General features: G+C 55.9%; 18 protein-coding genes. 14 read left to right on the top strand and 4 right to left on the bottom strand.

Annotation, left to right across the window (positions count from 1 at the left end; translation table 11 throughout):
• Nucleotides 1-2 precede the first annotated feature (2 nt).
• Nucleotides 3-101: a YoaK family small membrane protein gene (locus HHI26_RS05505; protein WP_227535840.1), complete on the bottom strand. Its 99-nt coding sequence runs from the start codon at nt 99-101 to the stop codon at nt 3-5.
• 168 nt (nt 102-269) lie between these two features.
• Here HHI26_RS05505 and HHI26_RS05500 point away from each other — a divergent pair, with 168 nt between their 5' ends.
• The 14 genes from HHI26_RS05500 to HHI26_RS05435 all read left to right on the top strand — a co-directional run bounded on the left by HHI26_RS05500 (nt 270) and on the right by HHI26_RS05435 (nt 16,434).
• Nucleotides 270-1,283 carry a LacI family DNA-binding transcriptional regulator gene (locus HHI26_RS05500; RefSeq protein ID WP_133845675.1) on the top strand — a complete coding sequence of 338 codons (1,014 nt, stop codon included), beginning with the start codon at nt 270-272 and terminating at the stop codon, nt 1,281-1,283.
• Nucleotides 1,284-1,638: 355 nt separating this feature from the next.
• Entirely contained in the window at nt 1,639-2,364 is a 726-nt protein-coding gene (locus HHI26_RS05495; RefSeq protein WP_167864110.1) for a gluconate 2-dehydrogenase subunit 3 family protein, read from the top strand.
• Between the two features lie 171 nt (nt 2,365-2,535).
• Entirely contained in the window at nt 2,536-4,305 is a 1,770-nt protein-coding gene (locus HHI26_RS05490) for a GMC family oxidoreductase (RefSeq protein ID WP_171148761.1), read from the top strand.
• Nucleotides 4,306-4,309: 4 nt separating this feature from the next.
• Entirely contained in the window at nt 4,310-5,569 is a 1,260-nt protein-coding gene (locus HHI26_RS05485) for a cytochrome c (protein WP_171148760.1), read from the top strand.
• 213 nt (nt 5,570-5,782) lie between these two features.
• Complete coding sequence (locus HHI26_RS05480) at nt 5,783-6,847, top strand: hypothetical protein (protein WP_159337467.1); 1,065 nt, start codon at nt 5,783-5,785, stop codon at nt 6,845-6,847.
• A 23-nt stretch (nt 6,848-6,870) separates the two neighbouring features.
• Nucleotides 6,871-7,302 (top strand): OsmC family protein, encoded by a 432-nt coding sequence (locus HHI26_RS05475; protein ID WP_159337466.1) that lies wholly within the window; start codon nt 6,871-6,873, stop codon nt 7,300-7,302.
• A 168-nt stretch (nt 7,303-7,470) separates the two neighbouring features.
• Nucleotides 7,471-7,923, top strand: coding sequence for an RcnB family protein (locus HHI26_RS05470; protein WP_171148759.1), 453 nt, complete (start codon nt 7,471-7,473; stop codon nt 7,921-7,923).
• A 245-nt stretch (nt 7,924-8,168) separates the two neighbouring features.
• Nucleotides 8,169-8,537 carry a DUF1640 domain-containing protein gene (locus HHI26_RS05465; RefSeq protein WP_133845668.1) on the top strand — a complete coding sequence of 123 codons (369 nt, stop codon included), beginning with the start codon at nt 8,169-8,171 and terminating at the stop codon, nt 8,535-8,537.
• Nucleotides 8,538-8,678: 141 nt separating this feature from the next.
• The gene (locus tag HHI26_RS05460) at nt 8,679-9,581 is read left to right on the top strand and encodes a homocysteine S-methyltransferase family protein (RefSeq protein ID WP_171148758.1); all 903 of its coding nucleotides are present in this window, start codon (nt 8,679-8,681) and stop codon (nt 9,579-9,581) included.
• Between the two features lie 62 nt (nt 9,582-9,643).
• Nucleotides 9,644-11,188, top strand: coding sequence for an ABC transporter substrate-binding protein (locus HHI26_RS05455; RefSeq protein ID WP_133845666.1), 1,545 nt, complete (start codon nt 9,644-9,646; stop codon nt 11,186-11,188).
• Between the two features lie 6 nt (nt 11,189-11,194).
• Nucleotides 11,195-12,184, top strand: coding sequence for an ABC transporter permease (locus tag HHI26_RS05450; RefSeq protein WP_133845665.1), 990 nt, complete (start codon nt 11,195-11,197; stop codon nt 12,182-12,184).
• 70 nt (nt 12,185-12,254) lie between these two features.
• Nucleotides 12,255-13,064: an ABC transporter permease gene (locus HHI26_RS05445; RefSeq protein WP_133845664.1), complete on the top strand. Its 810-nt coding sequence runs from the start codon at nt 12,255-12,257 to the stop codon at nt 13,062-13,064.
• 3 nt (nt 13,065-13,067) lie between these two features.
• Nucleotides 13,068-14,660: an ABC transporter ATP-binding protein gene (locus tag HHI26_RS05440; RefSeq protein WP_171148757.1), complete on the top strand. Its 1,593-nt coding sequence runs from the start codon at nt 13,068-13,070 to the stop codon at nt 14,658-14,660.
• Between the two features lie 118 nt (nt 14,661-14,778).
• On the top strand, nt 14,779-16,434 hold the full coding sequence (locus HHI26_RS05435; protein WP_133845662.1) for a methyl-accepting chemotaxis protein: 1,656 nt from the start codon (nt 14,779-14,781) through the stop codon (nt 16,432-16,434).
• Nucleotides 16,435-16,643: 209 nt separating this feature from the next.
• Here HHI26_RS05435 and HHI26_RS05430 read toward each other — a convergent pair whose 3' ends face one another.
• From HHI26_RS05430 to HHI26_RS05420, 3 genes are all read right to left on the bottom strand, one after another.
• Nucleotides 16,644-17,063 (bottom strand): RcnB family protein, encoded by a 420-nt coding sequence (locus HHI26_RS05430; protein ID WP_167864116.1) that lies wholly within the window; start codon nt 17,061-17,063, stop codon nt 16,644-16,646.
• Between the two features lie 164 nt (nt 17,064-17,227).
• Nucleotides 17,228-18,370 (bottom strand): iron-containing alcohol dehydrogenase, encoded by a 1,143-nt coding sequence (locus HHI26_RS05425; RefSeq protein WP_133845660.1) that lies wholly within the window; start codon nt 18,368-18,370, stop codon nt 17,228-17,230.
• A gap of 19 nt (nt 18,371-18,389) precedes the next feature.
• Nucleotides 18,390-18,770, bottom strand: a complete 381-nt coding sequence (locus HHI26_RS05420) for a hypothetical protein (RefSeq protein WP_133845659.1) — start codon at nt 18,768-18,770, stop codon at nt 18,390-18,392.
• Nucleotides 18,771-18,998: the final 228 nt, after the last annotated feature.

Raw genomic sequence — 18,998 nt, 5'->3', positions numbered from 1 at the left:
TCTCAGCTTCCCGGCATTGCCGCGCCGGAGGCGATAAACCACACCAGAAACGCCATCGCAGCAACAAAAATCAGGCCAGGGGCAATTGCTCTTTTATTCACGGCATAACACCTTTCACAATGGGATCGGGGGAAAGCCGGGAGCCAGGCTTTCGGGCGGCGCTGAGTGTAACATAGTCAGCCCGCCCTCAGGCATGTTGTTCAGCCCTGTTTCACTGTGCGGTTTTGTGGCAAAATGATAGCGCAAACATTTTAGTTATCGGATGCCAGATGGAAAATCCTGACCCTGCCACGGTAAAAACCCCTACGCTTGAGGATGTTGCCCGTGTCGCGGGATTATCTCCGATGACCGTCAGCCGTGCCATTAACAAACCGCAGGTGGTACGGCCTGCCACCGTTGCCAGGGTGATGGAAGCGATTCAGATCACCGGCTATATCCCCAATATGCTGGCAGGGGGGCTGGCGTCCAAACGTAGCCGCCTGATTGCCGTAGTGATTCCGCAAATTAACAACAGTATGTTTGTCGATACCGTACAGGCGATCAGCGATCGTCTGGCCTTGCGTGGCTACCATATGCTGCTGTGTGTCACCGGATACTCTCCGGACAGCGAAGCGTCTATTGTTGCCACCATCCTTTCGCGCCGCCCCGACGGCATGATACTGACCGGCATTCATCACAGTCCTGAACTGCGCAAAACCATTCTCAATATTGGCCTGCCGGTGGTGGAAATCTGGGATCTCACGCCAACGCCGCTGGACATGCTGGTCGGGTTTTCTCATGAAAAAGTAGGCACCCAACTGGGTCACTACTGTCTGCAACAGGGCTACCTGAGCCTGGGTCTGGTGTGGGCCGGCGATCGTCGTGCCCGGCAGCGGCGTAAAGGGCTATCCGATGTGATGCAGGGGCTGCCAGGAAGCCGTATTCGCGGGGTCAATGCCCCGGTGCCAACGTCGCTCGGTGCCGGTCGACAGGGTTTGCATCAGTTACTTGCTCAGGGGGATAAGTTCGATGCGATTATCTGCAGTTCTGACACCTTAGCGCAGGGCGTGATCATGGAGGCTGAAGCACGTGGGCTGAGTGTACCGGATCAGCTTGCTGTTATCGGCTTTGGCGATTTAGCGTTCGCCGCGGCCAACCGGCCCGCGATCACGACAGTAGCTATCGACAGGGTAAAAATGGGTGAAGATGCCGCGATGCTGCTGGCTAATAAAATAGAAGGCGTCATGCCCGCAGAGGCGGTGGTCGATTTAGGGTTCACCATGGTGGTTCGTGACTCCGGTTAACGTCTGGCAGGCAGTGTTACGCTGGAATGAAACAATCATTATATAACTTTATTTTGTGTGGGTATTATTTCCCACTGTAATCAAATAAGCGCCGTTTTACGGCTTTTTTTTCTTTTACTATCCCTGAATTTCCGATAAATCCCCGGCTTTAATCCCTTCTCTTTATAATGGCATTGTTATGAAATGTTAGAAGAAACACTTCATCTTAAGTTTAAATATCACCACTTCAATTGTTACATTTTGACACTTTTGTATCGTTAACATTGCGGCAATGTAAACAGATAAAAACAGTTCTTTAACCTTAATGACACGTGCTCCATCGGTGTCTTTTTCTGAGTGTGTGAGAGTCGTCAAAATGCTCCTTCAAAAAGAAACTACCCGCCGTAAGTTTTTACTCGGGTCGCTGTTGGCATTGCCGTTAGGTGAGATGGTCTTTAAAGGCCTGACCGCCGCACAGGCAGCCGAGATGGCAGCGCCGGAACTGGCAGATTATCAGCCAATCTTTTTCAGTCAGGATGAATGGCAGTTTATTCTTGCCGCCTGTGACTGTTTGATCCCTGCCGGAGGCAAAGGCAAAGCGCCGGGCGCGCTGGAAACCAATGTGCCGATCTTTATCGATCAACAGATGCATGGCGATCTCGGTGATGAGATCTATATGAAAGGGCCGTTTGATACCAAAGCGCCTGCCACCATGGGTTACCAGATCCCGTTCCGCCCGCAGCAGATCTATAAAACCGGTATCAAACTGGCTAACCAGTGGTGCCAGCAGACCTACCAGAAACCGTTCCATCAGTTGTCATCGCAGGATAAAGACAGCGTTCTGACCCAACTGCAAAAAAACGATATCCACTTCGCTGAGCTGGGCGAAGCCGACCTGAAAGCCTCTCAGTTCTTCAGCGGGCTGCTGTCCGATGCCAAACACGGCTATCTCTCCGATCCAATGTACGGCGGCAATAAAGGGATGAAAGCGTGGATTGCTATCGGCTTCCCGGGCGCCCGTGCCAGTTATCTGGAATGGGTGAAGCAGCACAACATTCCCTATCCACTTGGCCCGGTCAGCATCAAGGGCGAACGCGCCTGAGTTCACTGAGACTTTTTTCGTATTTTTGTAAATGACACCCAAAATATTTCGTGTTGCAGGAAGGCGGCAATTGAATGAATCCCTGGGAGCTTACTGAAGTAAGTGACCAGGGTGAATGAAGGCAGCCAACGCATCTGCGGCGCGAAAAATGAAGGGTTGAAAGGGTTGAATATGTCACAAATTAATAAAGAAGAAGTCGACGTTGTCGTTGTCGGCCTGGGATGGGCTGGCTCGCTGATGAGCATTGAGCTGGCGATGGCCGGGCTGAAAGTGCGGGCGCTGGAGCGCGGAGCCGATCGCGGTTACGAAGAGTTTGCCTACCCCAAGCCGGCCGATGAATATGCCTACGCCGTGCGTAACAAAGTGATGGCCACGCCAGCAGAAGCGGCGGTGACGGTGCGTTACAACATGAGCCAGACCGCGCTGCCAACGCGCAAATGGGGCGCTTTTTGCCCGGGTAACGGCGTGGGCGGTTCGGGTTTGCACTGGACGGCGGTATTGATCCGTCCGACACCGACCGATCTTAAGCTGAAAACCTATGCTGATCAGGCCTACGGACCGGGCGTGTTGCAGGACGATATGCGCATTATGGACTTCCCGTTCAGTTGGGAAGAGATCGAACCCTATTACGAGAAGTTTGAGATGATCTGCGGCCAGTCCGGTTTAACCGGTAACCTGCGCGGGCAGATCCTCGAAGGGGGCGATCCGTTCGAAGGCCCGCGTGCGAATCCGTTCCCGCTGCCGCCGCTGGATGATACGCTGAACAACACGATGTTTGTTAAGGCGGCGAAGAAGCTGGGGTATCACCCGTTCCCCAACCCGTCAGCCTGCGTTTCCCGTGCCTGGACTAACCCGTACGGTAACCAGATTGCGCCGTGTAATTACTGCGGTTATTGCAGTAAATACCCGTGCCTGAACTACTCTAAGGCCTCACCGCAGACGGCGGTGATGGATGCACTGAAGCGCATGGATAACTTCTCCTACGAAGTCCACGCCAACGTGATGAAAGTGGTGCTGCATGATGATAAGAAAACCGCGAAAGGCGTGATCTACATCGATAAAGACGGCAACGAATGCTTCCAGCCTGCAAAGATTGTGGTGCTGAGCAGCTTCCAGTTTTGCAATGTCCGCCTGATGCTGCTCTCCGGCATCGGCCAGCCTTATAACCCGCTGACGGAAGAGGGCGTGATTGGACGTAACTACGCTTTCCTCAGCAACGGCGGTGCCACGCTGTTCTTCAAAGATAAAAACTTCAATCCGTTCGCTACGGCGGGGGCCACAGGGCAGATGTTTAACGACATCTCACCGGGCAACTTTGATGGCCCGGGGTTGGGATTCATCGGCGGAGCCAAGATCCACAGTTCACAGGCCACCGGTACGCCGATCAGTACCGCACTGCCAAAAGGGACACCGGCCTGGGGCGCAGGCTGGAAAGAAGGGATGGAAGAGTGGTACGGCCACTCGATGAAGATCAGCATCACCACCACCTGCATGTCGTATCGCGATATCTACCTCGATCTCGACCCGAACTACACCGATGACTATGGCTATCCGCTGCTGCGTATGACGTTCGACTGGAAACAGAACGAGCTGAAATTACAGCAGCACCTGAAAGGCATCGTCAGCAACATTACTAAAGAGCTTAACCCGGACAGTTACAGCGAAAGCTTCCTGCCGATGGATGCCCACTTTGACCTGACCAAATACGTCTCCACCCATAACGTTGGTGGCGCGGTGATGGGCGATAACCCGAAAACCTCGGCGCTGAACAAGTACCTGCAAAGCTGGGATGTGCATAACGTCTTTGTGCCAGGGGGCAATGCTTTCCCGCAGAACTTCCAGGCGAATCCGACCGATACCATCGGGGCGATCACGCTGATGGCGGCGCAGGCGATCAAAGAGATTTACCTGAAAAACCCCGGCCCGATGGTGCAGGCATAAGGAGATGACGATGATCAATTTCAAACGTTTACTGCTTGCGAATGCCGTCCTGCTGGCAGGCACTTTTGCTTCGATGGCCCAGGCCGATGATAGTCTGGTGAAACAGGGCGAGTATATTTCCCGGCTTGGCGACTGCGGTGCCTGCCACACTATTCCGGGTAAACCGGCGTTCTCCGGTGGGCTGGCGATTGAGTCGAACCTCGGGACGATTTACTCCACCAATATTACCCCGGATAAAGCGCACGGCATCGGCAACTACAGTGAGCAGCAGTTCTCGGATGCCGTGCGTAAAGGCGTGTTGCCTGACGGGACGCGTCTCTATCCGGCGATGCCTTATCCGGCTTACGCAAAAATCACCGACGCGGATATGCATGCGCTGTACACGTACTTTATGCAGGGAGTGAAAGCGAGTGACGAGCAGCCGCCAGAAACCGATCTCAGCTTCCCGTTCAGCCAGCGCTGGGGCATGCGTTTCTGGAACTGGGCTTTTGCCAGCGATAAGCCCTTCCAGCCGATTGGCGGCGCAACAGCAGAAGTGAATCGCGGTGCGTATCTGGTCGAAAGCCTCGGCCACTGCGGCAGCTGCCATACGCCGCGTGGGTTGGCGATGAATGAGAAAGCGCTCGACAGCAGCGACAGTACATTCCTCTCCGGCGGTAGCCTGAACGGCTGGGAAGTGCCTTCTCTGCGCGGTCTGCCGCGCTGGAGCGAGCAGGAAACCGTCGAATATCTGGCGACCGGGCGTAACGATAAAGCAGCGGTAGGCGGTGAGATGACCTCGGTGATCGAGCACAGCACGTCGTGGATGACCGAAGCGGATCTGAAAGCCATCAGCGCCTATCTGAAATTTATTGGCGGTAATCCGGCAGCACCCGCGGCGGCAAGTACGACAGTCAGTGCTACGGAAGCGAAACTGACCGCGGCGAAGAACCTCACCCCAGGTGAGCGTCTCTATCTGGATAACTGTGGTGCCTGCCACTTTGTCACCGGTAAGGGCGCACCACGTATCTTCCCTGAGCTGGATCAGGCGACTATCGTCAATGCTGGCGACCCGACCGGGCTGATCCACACCATCCTGGCCGGGGCACAGCAGCCCTCTACGGCAAAAGCCCCCTCCACGCTGGTAATGCCAGGCTTTGCCGGCCGCCTGAGCGATGATGAGGTGGCGCAACTGGCGACCTTTATTCGTCAGGGCTGGAGTAATAAGGCGGATGCGGTGAGCGCGGATCAAGTCAAAGAGGTCAGGGAGAGTCTGAAAAAATAGCGTGAAGTAAGCGCTTCAACATCCCCTTTATTCTCTTGCCTGACAGGCCGACCTTCAGTGATGGTCGGCCTGTGATCGTGATCTGCCCCCTCGAACAAAATCCTTGCACCCCCTCCACGAACATTGCACGATAAAGCGAAATAACAATCATTATCACCAGTAACTTACCCTCACTTATCCCCGGATAACGGGCGGTCACGCACAGGAACGACAATGACAACGCTCAACAATAGCCTCATCCCCGACTGGCAGCGTGCCGGAGAAGCTGCCGCGGCGCAGTTGCCTGACAGCCAGCGGCGTGCGTCGCTGGCTGCTTTTCTCGCCGAAAGTGAAAGTCTGGCACCGCTACTGATGTTACAAACCCTGCAACGCCTGGGATTTTGTGATGCAGGAAGCTGGCACATTGCATCACGCAGCCAGCAGCTGCGGATTGCGGATTGCTACAGCGAACTGCTCCAACACTGGCATCAGGTGCTGGAAGAGGAGGGGATGCTGGAATGTGAGGATGAGCGCTGGTCGCTGGCAGACTGCGCTCCTGCTGAGATGCGGCTGGAACAGGGAATTGATGACGCCCGGCATCGCCTGCGTCAGTTGATGGCCTGGCTTGACGATGCTGAACCGCTGGCCGAGGCGTTGTTCAGCCAGCATGAATGCATCGATGACTGGCTGCGCACGCCTTCTCTGGCTTTGCAGCCAGCCAGCCTGACAGGCCTGCATCAGTTACATCACCATGCGGGGATTATTGATGATTACTTTACCGGGATCATCGCCAGCGTGCTGCCCTGCCTGCTGGATGCGTGCGATACACCCCGCTTATTGACGCTGGGTGCGTGCGCTGCCATTGACGATCTCGCTGGTGCAGTATGGATAGCGGCTGAACCCGGGCAGTCCCTCAACAGCCAATTGCCACAGGATGCCCGGCATGATGCCGTCCTTGCCAGCGATCTGCTGGTGCAGCCTGACGCCGCCCGTCGCCTGTCGGAACTGCATACCTGGCTGAAAGCGAATGCGACGTTAATTCTGGTGGAAAATACCGGTGAGCATCTGCTGCATCGTGTCACGCCTGCGGCCGTGCAGGCGCTGGCGTATGGGCAACCCGCTTTCCGCGGGGGGAGCGGTGCGGAAGCGCACTGTCATCAGGTGCTGCAACAGTCTGGATTTGAATTACTTCAGGTGTGGCCGCAGGCGGCGTCACCCATGGCATTCTGCGGACAGCGCCTGCTGGTGGCGCGCCGCTGTGCCGTCGTTCCCGGTGAAAGCGTCTATACTGGTAGCTGATGTTAAATAACCGGAGGATAACAATGACCATTCATAAGAAAGGACAGGCGCACTGGGAAGGCAATATCAAGCAGGGGAAAGGCACCGTCTCAACCGAAAGTGGGGCGTTAAGCCAACAGCCTTATGGTTTCAATACACGCTTTGAAGGTAAAGCGGGGACCAACCCCGAAGAGCTGATTGGGGCCGCACATGCTGCCTGTTTCTCCATGGCGCTATCGCTGATGCTGGGCGATGCGGGCCACACACCTGAAAGCATTGATACCACCGCTGATGTCTCCCTGGACAAAGTGGAGGGCGGTTTTGCCATCACCAAAGTGGCCCTGCAAAGTAAGGTGAAGCTTCCCGGTATTGAGAAAGCGGCTTTTGATACGATTATTCAGCAGGCAAAAGCGGGTTGCCCGGTGTCAAAACTGCTCAGTGCTGAGATTACCCTCGACTATCAGCTGGAAAATTAAGCCTGAACCCGAGGTTCTCACCGCGTGAAGGTAAGGAATCTGTTAAGGCTGTGAAAAAAACACGCTAATTAGCGCCGTTTAGGAGTTCGTGAGATAGGGAAGTGTTGTGGTATCCCCGATATTGATGTTGCGGCAGTTCGCAGGTCGTGAGCAACTGAGGATATCAAGATGAAAAAAACAACACTGACTTTGATGATTAGTCTTTTCACAGCAAGCAGCCTTTTCTCCACCCTGTCCCATGCAGAGGGGCCGGGCAACGGCCCTGATCAACAGTGGCATCAGGATCGCGGGCGCGACAACCGCGGAGACGACCGTCGTGGTGGCGGCGATCATGATAACTATCGCGGCCATAACGATCGGGGTCATGGCGATCGTGGCCGGGGTGGCCCTGATGAGCGTGACCATTTTGCCTGGAACGGCCATGATTTCCGTCGTGGTCATCCTGCTCCCGAGCGCTTTCGCGGGGATGATTACCGCGTTGATGACTGGCACCATCGTGGCCTGTATGAACCGCCACGCGGCGAACACTGGGCCTATGTTGACGGTAATTATGTGTTGATTGCGGCAGCCACCGGGGTGATCACCTCGATCATTCTCGGCAATGTTTTAGGCCATCGTTAATCTACCGCTGTCGGTGGCACCCGCCACCGACAATTAACCTTCCCCCCTCTTATCCTGATTGCTTACTTTAAACCGTAAATTATTCATTTAATTCGTGTTTATATTTTTCTCGTTGCATGGCGTTACATTCCATTTTCCCGGCGCAGGCCGCAAAATATCCCCTCATCTGGCTTGTTATCGCTCCCTGACTTCACTTATTATTGGCCCTGTTAGTATGAAAAACATTCATATCAGGGAGAAAAAGAATGGATACTCGTGTAGGAAAACTGGAAGGACATGTCGGTAATTTACAGAAGGATGTTGGCTTGCTACAGCAAGATGTTGGTCTGTTAAAGCACGATGTCAGCCGTCTTAAAGACGATGTGCACATCCTGAAAGGGGATGTCAGTAAACTCAAGGAGGATGTGGGCACGCTGAAAATCGATGTGGCGGTAATTAAGTCCAACTATGCCACCAGGGAGGATATTATGCGGCTTGATAAAAAGATCGACCTTAAAATGGAAAGTCTGCGTACCGAACTGCATCAGTCACTGGCACTGCAAACTAAGTGGTTTGCCTCCTCGCAGCTTGGGTTGCTTGCCCTGGGCCTTGGGCTGGCAAAACTGCTGTTTTAATTCTTCCTTGCTCATCATTTATCTGCGTACTTGCCTCTGTGTACTAAACACTCCTGAATTTAAGCTTATAGACGTCTGGACATGTAGCCATCAATTTATGTAGCATGCAGAGATTAGAAAATTCTGAATGGGAACAGGCCAATGACGCAGCATATAAAGATTCTGGACGGAGGAATGGGGCGTGAACTGGCCCGGGTGGGCGCACCATTCCGTCAACCTGAATGGTCGGCACTGGCCCTGTATGAAGCCCCTGAGCGCGTGCGCGAAGTGCACGACAGCTATATTGCTGCCGGGGCAGGCACCATCACCACCAACAGCTATGCGGTTGTTCCTTTCCATATTGGTGACGAACGCTTTGCCGCTGATGCTCAGCGCCTGGCCACCCTGGCAGGGCAACTGGCCCGTCAGGCCGCCGATGCCGCAGTGCATCCGGTACAGGTTGCAGGCAGCTTACCTCCGGCCCTGGGATCCTACCGTCCCGATCTGTTTAACGCGCCGCGTGCGCTGGAGATCCATCGCGTGCTGGTCAACGCCCAGGCGCCTTATGTGGATATCTGGCTGGGTGAAACCATCAGTTCCATTGCCGAAGCCGAGGCTATTCACGAAGCGATATCCGGTCAGCCCCAGCCTTTATGGCTGTCATTCAGTCTGCACGACGATCCTGACCAGCCGCAGGCCGACAGTACATTGCGTTCAGGGGAAAGCGTCTCCGCCGCCGTCACCCGAGCGGTCGAGCTGGGGGCGGCCAACGTCCTGTTTAACTGTAGCCACCCGGAAGTGATGATCTCTGCTGTACAGCAGGCGGCGACGACCCTGAAACGCCTTGGCTCCCCGGCGGGTATTGGCGTTTATGCCAATGCGTTTGAGCACGGCAGCAACGGTGGCGGGGCGAACGAAGGTCTGAGTGGTTTACGTAAAGACACTCACCCGGAAGGCTATCTGCACTGGGCACAGGAGTGGGTGGGCGCGGGTGCTACGCTGGTGGGGGGCTGCTGCGGGATTGGCCCTGAACATATTCAGCGTCTGGCCTCTGCGCTGAAGTAAATACGCTATTCTTTACCGCTTCGGCGGAAAAAAATAATAAAAAACCAGGAAAAAACAACATCATGAATCGTCGCGACTTTATTAAAACTACCGGTGCGCTCTCCGTTGCGGCGGCCTGTTCCGGTCTGCCATTACAATCGCTGTGGGCGGCTGAAGCCGCACCGGCCACCCCCAAAAAAGGGGGGCATCTGATTGTCGGTATGGATAACGCTTCCAGCACTGACCGCATCGATCCGGCATTCTGGTTTGAATCCTATATGTATTTTGTCGGTTCACAGCTGTTTAACTGCCTGGCCGAAGTGGATGAGCAGGGCAAAATCACCCCTTCACTGGCGGAAAGCTGGGAAACCCACGATGGCAGCAAAACCTGGGTGTTGAATATCCGTAAAGGGGTCCAGTTCCACGATGGCCGCACGCTGACGGCGAAAGACGTGGTCTATTCACTGAATCATCACCGTGATGAGAAATCGAGCTCATCGGTCAAAGGCTATCTGGAGCCGGTCGTCTCGTTGGAGGCTACCTCACCTGACCAGGTGACCATCAAGCTGAAAGAACCCAATGTGGAGTTTATTGCGCTGCTGAGCGATGTCCATTTTGCCATCACCGCAGAAAACGAGAACTTTGATAAAGGCATCGGGACGGGCGCGTTCATCCTCGAAAGCTTTAAGCCCGGCGTGCGTACGCTGGTGAAGCGTAATCCAAACCACTGGAACCCGGCGCGCGGTCACGTTGACTCCGTTGAAACACTGGCAATGAATGACTCCACGGCACGAGTGGCGGCCCTTGCCAGCGGTTCTGCGCACATCATCAACCGTGTGAACCCGCGCATTGTTGATCGCCTGAAAAACATGCCGACTATTCAGCTGCTGCGCTCACGCGACAGCCAGATTTTCACTTTCCCGGGCCTGGCGACTGCCGCTCCCTTTAACACCCTGGATGGCCGCCTGGCGCTGAAATACGCCATCGACCGCGAACAGATCATTAAAACCGTGCTGGGTGGCTACGGTACTGTTGCGAACGATAACCCGATTTTCCCGTCCAGCCCGTACTTTGCTAAAGACATTCCGCAGCGTCCGTATGACCCGGAAAAGGCGAAATATCACTGGCAGAAAAGTGGCTTCAGCGGTCCGCTGGTGTTGTCGGTGGCCGAAGCAGGCTTCCCGGGTGCGGTCGATGCTGGCCAGCTGTATCAGAACTCGGCTGAACGTGCTGGCATTCCGCTGAAAGTGGAACGCGTGCCGGACGATGCCTTCTGGGATAACGTCTGGATGAAGAAACCTTTTGTTTCGTCCAACTGGTCGCTGCGCCCGACGGCCGATGCGCTGCTGTCGCTGGTGTTCACCAGCAATGCCCCGTGGAACGAGTCGCAGTGGAAAGAGCCCGCGTTTGACCAGTTAGTCACTGCTGCGCGTGGTGAGCAAGATGAGCAGAAGCGCCGTCAGATCTATCATGACATTCAGGTGATGCTGGTGGAGAAGGGCAGTGAAATTATCCCTCTGTACGCCGATGCGCTTGATGCATCCAGTATCAAAGTGAAGGGCTTTGTTGCTATCCCTGGTTTTACCATGAGCGGTAACCGTGCCGCTGAAAAAGTGTGGTTTGCATAACAGCGAATGAGTCATTTTAGTGAACGTCGGGGGAAGGGTCACTTTCCCCTGTTAAAACTGACGGCCCTGCGTTTGCTGGCCGGTGTGGTGATGCTGCTGGTGGTATCGATACTGATTTTTGCCGGCATCCAGTTGCTGCCGGGCAGTGCCGCCACGGCGATCCTCGGTCAAACGGCCACGCCACAGGCGGTGGCTGCACTCAATCAACAGCTGGGGCTGGATCAGCCTGCGCTGGGCCGCTATCTGGCCTGGTTGGGCGGCGTGCTGCACGGCGATTTTGGTCACAGCTTTACCAGCCGTGAAGCGATCGCCCCGGTGCTGCTTGATCGTCTGGCCAATACCCTGTCACTGGCCTTTTTCACCGCCATTGTCGCGGTGCCGCTGGCACTGACGATTGGCTTTATCTCCGCGCGCTACCAGGGAAGCTGGATCGATCGGCTGCTGAATCTGTTTACTCGCGCTGCCGTTTCGCTGCCGGAATTTTTCTCCGGCTATCTGCTGATCCTGATCTTCTCTATCACCCTGTTCTGGTTGCCGAGTAACAGCAGTATTGCTGACGATATGCCGCTGGGCGATCGCCTGCTGGCCATTGCTTTGCCGTGTATGACGCTGATCTTCGCCATTCTCGGGCATATGAGCAACATGACGCGTGCTGCGCTGGTCAGTGCGCAGAATGCCGCGTATGTCGATACCGCCCTGATGAAAGGGTTATCGCCCTCCGCCATTCTGTTCCGTCATGTGTTACCGAACGCCTGGGGGCCCATCATTAACGTGATTGTGCTGAACCTGGCCTGGCTGATGGTCGGTGTGGTGATTGTGGAAAACGTTTTCGTTTACCCTGGTCTCGGCCAGTACATGGTGGACAGTATCAGTAAGCGTGATATCCCGGTTATCCAGGACTGTGCACTGCTGCTGGCGGGTATTTATATCCTGCTGAATCTGCTGGCCGATGTTGTCGCCCTGCTGGCAAACCCGCGCCTGCGCCACAGTCGCTAACGAATAGTCATGCTATACACCCTGACAGCACTGATTGAGGCTGGCAGGGTTTTACAAGGAACTGATGTGGATGTTTAGGCTGAAACTTGCTGTGTTGCCCGGTGCCATCGGGCTGGTGTTGTTTGTACTGGTGGCACTTCTGGCTCCGTGGCTGGCACCGTATGCGCCCGGCGACGTGGTGGGCAGCGCCTGGAGTGGCGTGACGCCGGAAAACTGGCTGGGCACCGATAACCTCGGGCGCGATCTTCTCTCTCGTCTGATCTGGGGTACCCGTACTTCACTGAGCGTCAGTGCGGTGGCTACGCTGCTGGCCTTTGCCATCGGCACCTTCCTCGGTTTTATTGCGGGCTATTACCGTGGCTGGGTCGATCAGGTGATCTCGCGCGTTAATGATATTTTGATGGCGATCCCAACGCTGATTTTAGCCCTGGTTGTGCTGGCGATGCTGCCAAAAACCATTCCGGTGATTGTGGCGGTGCTGGGCATCCTCGAATCAACCCGTGTGCTGCGCGTATCACGCTCGCTGGCGCTGGATATCGCGGCACAGGAATTTATTGAAGTCGCCCGTTTGCGCGGCGAACGGCTGGGCTGGGTATTGTGGCGTGAGATCCTGCCAAATGCCTTTACCACGCTGATTGCGGAATTTGCCCTGCGCTTTATCTTCATTCTTTTATTCCTGTCGGCACTCTCTTTCCTGGGATTAGGGATCCAGCCGCCAACCGCCGACTGGGGTGGCCTGGCGCGTGATAATAAAGATGGCATCCTGTTTGGCGTCTGGGCGGCACTGATCCCCGGCGCGGCAATTGCCCTGCTGGCACTGGCATTAAACAGTGTTGCTGACTGGCTGTTAAGCCAGCATAGCCGTAGCTGGCAGGAGTAGAAGATGAGTGAACAACCGCTATTAAGCGTGAATAAACTGCGGGTGACCGCGGGAGATGCCGTCCTGGTTGACGATATCTCCTTTACCCTGCGCAAAGGGGAAGTCCTGGGGTTAATCGGCGAATCAGGTGCCGGGAAATCGACCATCGGCCAGGCCGTTCTGGGGCATTTTCGCCACGGAATGACTCTGAGCGGTGGGCACATCCACTTTGCCGGGCAGGAACTGACTGCGCTATCGGAACGCCAGTGGCGCAAAGTCCGCGGGGTGAAAATTGCCTACGTGGCGCAGTCGGCCAGCGCCGCCTTCAACCCGGCGAAGAAAATCGGTGAGCAGGTGATTGAAAGCACGCTTCGTCACCGGGTGATGAACCGACAGGCTGCCATTCGCCGCGCGATTGAGATCTTCGCCCAGCTACAACTGCCGCAGCCGGAGGTGTTTTTCCACCGTTACCCGCATCAGGTGTCCGGTGGGCAGCTTCAGCGGGCGATGATTGCGATGGCGATCTGCGCCGGGCCGGAACTGATTGTGTTTGATGAGCCGACCACGGCGCTGGACGTGACCACTCAGCTGGAAGTGCTCAAGGCGATTCAGCAGGTTATTCGTCAGACCGGCGTGGCGGCACTGTATATCAGCCACGATCTGGCGGTGGTGGCCCAGCTCAGCCAGCGCATTATGGTCCTGCGCCACGGCCGTGAAGTGGAAAGCGGTGAGACGGTCTCGCTGCTGACGCAGCCCGCTCAGGACTACACCCGCGACCTGTTGCACAGTCACGGTGAACCGCATCAGCCGCGCAGCGCGACATTGCCGCTGTTGAGCCTGCGCGATATCAGCATTGGCTATCATGGCGACCCGGTACTGCACGCGGTCTCGCTCACGGTCGGACGGGGACGCACGCTGGCGCTGATCGGCGAATCCGGCGCGGGTAAATCAACCCTCGGCCGGGCAGTATGTGGCCTGGTGGCACCCTCAGAAGGGGATATCACCTTTAACGGTCAGCGGCTGCCCCCACAGCTACGCCAGCGCTCGCGTCAGCAGATGCAAACTATCCAGATGATTCACCAGCATCCCGATACGGCGCTTAACCCCCGTCTGACGATTGGTCTGCAAATTGAACGTGCCATGGTCTGTCTGACGTCGCTGACGGCACAGCAGCGACAGGCCCGGGTGGGGGAACTGCTGGAGAAAGTTGGCCTGTCGCCACTGCTGGCCGCGCGCTACCCCCATTCGCTGTCCGGCGGGCAGAAGCAGCGTGTTTGCATCGCACGGGCGCTGGCGGTAGAGCCGGAGCTGATTGTCTGTGACGAACCCACCTCGGCGCTCGATCCGCTGGTGGGACGTGAGGTACTGGCGCTGTTGAAAAAACTGCAACAGGAAACCGGCGTTTCACTGCTGTTTATCACCCACGACCTGCATGTGGTCAGAGCCGTAGCCGATGAAGTCATGGTGTTACGTTATGGCAGCGTGGTGCGCCAGGGACGTCTGGAGCAGGTATTCACCGCACCGCTGGATGATTATACCGCGCAGTTGCTGCGGGCAGTGCCGGAAATGCGCCCCGGCTGGCTTGAGGAAGCCAGCGTGCCTGTAACCCAAATGTAAAAATAAAATGTAAACCAACGGTAAATGAATAAAGTTACGCCGCTGGTTTACCGATAACCCTGTGCTGATGGACGACAAAGATCGTCCAATTTATCTGTAAACACACCGGGGATATCGTATGACCATAACTAAACGGCTGTTCTTGATTTTCACCTTACTGGCGCTGTCGTTGATCGCGCTGTCGGCATATTCCCTTTCAGCGATAAGCGGCTTCCAGTCCCGTTTTGAGTATGTGCAGGTTAACGCCATTCCCAGTATTAAAGACCTGGATAAAGCCATCAGCGCGGCCAGTGAACTGAGCCTGGCGCTGTATGAGCATCAAAGTGAGAACGACGACAGCAAGCAGCCCGCCATCGAAGCTAAAATTGACCAGATTGTCGGCCAACTGAAAACGCTGACCGACTACTACATGGCTAATGACATCTCCAGCGACCTCGACCGCACGATGACCCAGGAAGCGCTGGGGACGATTACCGCGATCCAGGGATCGTTACCGGCGTTTTACAGCGTTTCACGTGCCCACGATGATGCGAAATCTCTGCCATTATTGCAGGGCGAAAACGGTGTGGGTGCCGTGGTACGTAAACTGTCTGAAGGCCTGAAAGCACAGATTCAGGTCAATATTGATATCGGTAACGATCTGCGCCGCGAGAATGCCGAGATTTACAGCAAGGTCTTCTGGGGCATGCTGATTTTTGCCGCTGCGGCGATCATTGTGCTGGGCCTGCTGGCGGTGAAAACCATCTTCAGCGTGCGTAACAGCCTGAACGGTCTTCAGAACCTGATGGTGTCGGTCAGCGAGACGCTGGATCTCAGCCAGCAGGCAGATGCGACGCGTAGCGATGAGATTGGTAAAACGGCTGCAGCCTTTAACAGCCTGATGGCGCGTGTTTCCGGCGTGCTTGGCTCGGTGACCTCTTCCGCTCAGTCTGTCAGTTCTGCATCCACCCAGATTGCTGCGGGTAACGAAGATCTTTCTGCGCGTACCGAAGAACAGGCTGCCTCACTGGAGCAAACCTCCGCCAGCATCAGCACCCTGAACGATACGGTCAAACAGAGCGCCGAAAATGCCCGTCAGGCCAGCTCTCTTGCCAGCACCGCTAACGATCTGTCAGTCCACAGTGGGAATGCCGTTGCTGCGATGGTCGGCACGATGGATAAAATCAAAATCAGCTCCAGTAAAATTTCTGACATCACCGGGCTGATTGAAGGCATTGCCTTCCAGACCAACATCCTGGCACTGAATGCGGCGGTAGAAGCGGCACGTGCCGGTGAGCAGGGGCGTGGTTTTGCCGTGGTGGCGAGCGAAGTACGTAACCTGGCCCAGCGTTCCTCAACCGCTGCCCGTGAGATTAAAGATCTGATTGTCACCTCCGCGCAGCTGGTGGAGAGTGGCGCAGTGCAGGCGGCCGACGTCGGTGAGAACATGGCTAAGGTGCAGGGGTCAATTCGTCAGGTGGCGGATATTGTCGGTGAAATGGCTGCGGCGACCTCTGAGCAGAGCCAGGGCATCGAGCAGGTTCACCTGGCGATTGGTCAGATGGATAGCGTGACCCAGCAGAACGCCGCGCTGGTTGAAGAAGCGTCGGCGGCATCGCAGTCGTTGCAGGAGCAGGCATCGACCCTGAGCCAACTGGTATCGGCATTCAGGTTGCAGGCCGATCGCCGTGTTCCGGTCGAAACTCATCAGAAGAAAGTACCGGCCATTGCGCCCGCCGCGCGTTTAGCGAAACCTGCGGCGGCAGCTGTGGATGATAACTGGAGTTCTTTCTAAGCGTTGATGGAAAGGGTCGGGCATGCCCGACCCCTACCGGGAGGCGGTATTTGTAGGATCGGGGATACCCGACCCCTGGCGGGAGGCGGTATTTGTAGGATCGGGGATACCCGCCCCCTGGCGGGAGGGGGTATTTGTAGGATCGGGGATACCCGACCCCTGGCGGGAGGCGGTATTTGTAGGGGCGAGGCACGCCTCGCCCTCTATTATTACTGGTGTGCAATCACCGAGGCAATTACGCCGGTCGCCACCGCAATCAAGACATAATTGCCGTCAACGTTCATCCAGCGATGACCGGATGGCGGCGATTTCAATCCGCGTTTTTTCCAGTCACTGACCTGATACCCTTTCCCCCGATACTGCTGCGGCAGGGCGTGGCCCCGGCGGAAGTCAGGCTTCTGCTGATGCTCTGCCTGCTGGTGACTACGCTGTTGATGCTGCGATGTATGCTGGGGCCGTGCGTCATGACCTTGTTGCGGGCTTTTCTGCTGTGGTTGATGCTGTGGCTGCTGTGGATGTTTGACCGGCTGCTGCTGGTCTGGGCCATTACCGGGACCCTGAGCAAAGGCACTCAGACTGCTGCTGGCACAAATCATGACCGAGAGGGCAATCGTGGCGATCTTTTTCATCTTATTATTCCTTGCGATTGAATCAATGTTCAGACAGAAGGAATGTGGCGTCTGGCGGGCGGTTGAACAAGGGTAAAAGTCTGAAGTCGCCGGGTTTAACGGAATCTTTAAACTTCCTTAACGCAATGCCGGGCACCTCTCCACAGTGTGTCCGGCATCCGTGCTTAATCTGCGCCCGGGTAGGCCTGCTCCAGCAGCCAGCGCTGTTGTTCCACGCTGTAGGTCACCAGGCTGTTTTTGCTGTTAGAACGGGCCAGAACCCAGTCGATCTCTTGTTTGTTCAGGGCGGGAGGAGATTGCCAGAACGGGTGAATCGCGTTATCGGTCAGCCAACTGGCCAGCCGTCTTGCCGTTGCCCCTTCTCCCAGCGGGAACAGGGCCGCACCCAGCTGCTGCATCAGGGCGATCTGCTGCGGATGTTCGCTCTCATTCAGCAGATGCAGGAACGGCAGCAGCAGGCGACCGCACACTTCCCCATGATGGAAATCCCTGATAGCACCCAGCTCTCCGGCGATACCGTGGATCACGCCCAGCCCGGCCATGCTCAGGCTCTGCCCGCCGAGCCATGACGCCATCATCATCTGTTCACGCGCCTCATTACCAGCTTCATCCTCCTGATTAAGCGCCGCCCAGCCGCGCATAAAGGCCCGCATCCCACTGATGGCGGTCTGTTGGGTAAAGGCATTGCCGTTCTGGGAGAGATAAGCTTCAAACAGGTGCGTAAAGGCATCGATACCGCAGCAGGCCAGCACATGATCTGACGCACCGCGCAGCAGGTCTGGGTCGAGGATCGCTATTTGCGGCACAAAGTTAGCGTGGCGTAATGACGCTTTGACGTTGAGCTTATTTTTGTCGGTGATCACGGCATTTTGCGTCACTTCGCTGCCCGTTCCCGCCGTAGTGGGGATCGCAATCAGCGGAAGTGTGGCACCACTCACGGCGGTATCGCCGACTTTTTCCAGATAGCGCAGGGTATTAAGCGGATGCTGGCTGAGTGCGGCAACCGCTTTGGCAGCATCCAGCACGCTGCCGCCGCCAATAGCGACCACGCGTTTAGCCTTATCACGCCAGCGTGCCACCCAGGCATCGATCTCATCAGGGGAAGCTTCATGACTGACGATTTCCACGCCGCACAGCAGGGGCTCCAGCTGGGGTTGAAGCTGTTGCCAGGCGCTGCCGTTAAGAAACGAACGGCCACAGAACAGCAGCGTGGGCAATAGCGGATCGTTCAGCAGCGGGACCAGTTGTTGCAGGCTACCGCGGCCAAAAAAAGTGTGTCGGTTAGTAATCAATTGACGGGTGGACATCGGCAGAAGTTCTCGCAGGTTAAGGGCAGGTAAAGGTGATCGCCTGGTCTTTCGGGGCGTTAATAATCGCGAAACGATGATCGGAAATACGCTGTGCCAGCCAGCCATCCGGCGTGGTGGCTGAGGGAATATAGAGCTGGCGATCGTTGGACTGTAGTGGCCCGCTGTCGAGCCTGAGGTCTGGCAACTCAACGGAGAATGAGCTGAAGCGGTCAATAATCATCGCCTGGGTGGCCCCCTGCGGTTGCCCGGTCAAGGTTTGTATCTCCCCGGGACACGACTGACCTTTATAGTCTGAGGAGCACGCAGCAAGCAGAAAGACCAGCGAAGGCAACAGTATACGGATGGCACGCTGCGGTGAAGGGAGAGAGGGCAACAGCCAGTGTCCTGAATTCGGCATAGTACATCCTGTTAGTGGCGGTTCCACATTGGGTGTGATGCGACTGATTATAGCCCGGCCCGATAATAACGTCATTGTAGAGTCATGCTTCTCTGGATAGTTAGTGTTCACTATCGCTGTGTAGCATAAGATTCAATAACCCTCTATTTTGTAACGTTAAAATGAATCAATTCAGCCAAAACGTTAACAATAGTTCGCAAGCAAATTAATGAGTGCTACAATCGCCAC

The organism is Erwinia sp. JH02, assembly GCF_013074405.1.
Classification (GTDB): domain Bacteria; phylum Pseudomonadota; class Gammaproteobacteria; order Enterobacterales; family Enterobacteriaceae; genus Erwinia; species Erwinia rhapontici.
Note: the sequence above shows the minus strand (reverse complement) of the source record. Positions and strands in the feature narration are given on the sequence as shown.